2 protein-coding genes are annotated in these 2074 nt (G+C 71.3%); both read left to right on the top strand.

The annotated features are described in order from the left end of the window. Nucleotides 1-1439: Do family serine endopeptidase (locus FV223_RS26145; protein WP_147729662.1), on the top strand; the 1439-nt coding region annotated here is incomplete at its 5' end. Between the two features lie 217 nt (nt 1440-1656). Continuing rightward, nucleotides 1657-2074 (top strand): 5-oxoprolinase subunit PxpA (locus FV223_RS26140; protein WP_147729661.1); only part of this gene is annotated, 418 nt, incomplete at its 3' end.

Here is a 2074-nt window from a genome sequence, read left to right as displayed (position 1 = left end):
CCGCCACGCCGGCCCTCGCCCAGGCGCTGCCGCAATCCCCGATCGCCGCGCCGGAGCACCCGCCGGGCTCGTTCGCCAACATCGTCGACAAGGTGAAGCCGGGCGTCGTCTCGGTGAAGGTGAAGCTCGACGACTCCGCTTCCAGCGACGACGAGGACGGCCCGAGCGGCCAGCAGGGCCAGAACCTGCAGAACGTGCCGCCGCAGCTGCGCGAGTTCTTCAAGCGCTTCGGCCAGAACGGCCCGAACGGTGGACCGCCCGGCATGCAGCCGCAGCACCAGGGCCCGCGCGGCGCCGTCGGCTCCGGCTTCATCATCTCCGCCGACGGCTACGTCGTGACCAACAACCACGTCGTCGACCACGCCAAGACCGTGCAGGTGACGCTCGACGACGGCCGGACGCTGGACGCCAAGGTGATCGGCAAGGATTCCAAGACCGACATCGCGCTCCTGAAGATCAAGGATTCCGGCAGCTACCCCTACGTCCAGTTCGGCAAGGCGGCCCCGCGGGTCGGCGACTGGGTGGTGGCGATCGGCAACCCGTTCGGCCTCGGCGGCACGGTGACCGCCGGCATCGTCTCGGCCCGCGGCCGCGACATCGGCGCCGGCCCGTACGACGACTTCCTGCAGATCGACGCGCCGATCAACAAGGGCAATTCCGGCGGCCCGACCTTCAACGTCAACGGCGAGGTCGTGGGCGTGAACACCGCCATCGCCTCGCCGTCGGGCGGCAGCGTCGGCCTCGCCTTCGCCATCCCCGCCGAGACCGTGCAGGCGGTGGTCGATCAGCTCAAGACCGACGGCAAGGTCGCCCGCGGCTATCTCGGCGTGCAGGTCCAGCCGGTGACGCAGGACATCGCCGAGGGGCTCGGCATGGCCAAGCCGAAGGGCGCCCTGATCGATCACGCCGAGGACGGCACGCCGGCGGCCAAGGCCGGCCTCAAGTCTGGCGACGTGATCGAGTCGGTCAACGGCAACCCGATCAACGACGCCAAGGAGCTGTCCCGCAAGATCGCGGGGCTGAAGCCCGGCGCCAAGGTTGAGATCGCCTATCTCCGCGGCGGCAAGTCCGACAACGCGACGATCACGCTGGGCGCGCTCCCGACCGACGGGTCGAAGGTGGCCTCCTCGGACACCGGCATGGCCGGCGGCCAGCCGCGGCTCGGGCTGAGCCTGGCGCCGGCGGCGGAGGTCGGCCTGTCCGACAGCGGCGTCGCGGTGGTCCAGGTCGATCCGGACGGCCCGGCCGCCGCCAAGGGCATCGAGCAGGGCGACGTCATCCTCGACGTGGCCGGCAAGAGCGTGACCCGCCCCTCCGAGGTCGCCGAGCAGATCCGCATGGCCGAATCCAGCGGGCGCAAGGCGGTGCTGATGCGGGTGAAGAGCAGCAAGGGCGTGACCCGCTTCGTCGCGATCTCGCTGACCAAGAACGACGGCTGATCCGACACGCGCGCCGGGGCCTCGCCCCCGGCGATCCCGATCGACCCACGCACGGCATCGGCAGGACGCGGACGCGTTCGGCCGGTGCCGTCTCGTCGTGACCGCTCGCTCGCGCCGATGGAACGGATCTTGAACCGGATCGGCCGGGGCCTGCTTCGGAATCCGTTTCCGGGCGCGCTATAGTCGGCTCCGCGAACTCCACGGGATCCGCGACCGGATGGCGAGCGTCGACCTGAACTCCGATCTCGGCGAGGGCTTCGGCGCCTATGCCTGCGGCGACGACGCGGCGATGCTCGCCATCGTCACCTCGGCCAACGTCGCCTGCGGGATGCATGCGGGCGACCCGGAGATCATGGCCGAGACCTTCGCGCGGGCGAAGGCGAACGGCGTCGCCGTGGGTGCCCATCCGGGCTTTCCCGACCTCTGGGGGTTCGGGCGGCGGCGGATGCCCTTCACCGCGCCCGAGATCGAGCGCCTCGTCGCCTATCAGATCGGCGCCGCCCAGGCGCTCGCCGCTTACGCAGGTCATCGCATCGCCTACGTGAAGGCGCACGGGGCGCTCGCCAACCTCGCAGCCGCCGAGCGCGACGTCGCCGACGCGATCGCCCGGGCCGTGCGCGCGGTCGACCGCGACC

Source organism: Methylobacterium sp. WL116, assembly GCF_008039455.1.
Lineage (GTDB): Bacteria > Pseudomonadota > Alphaproteobacteria > Rhizobiales > Beijerinckiaceae > Methylobacterium.
This window is presented reverse-complemented; position numbering and strand designations above follow the sequence as displayed.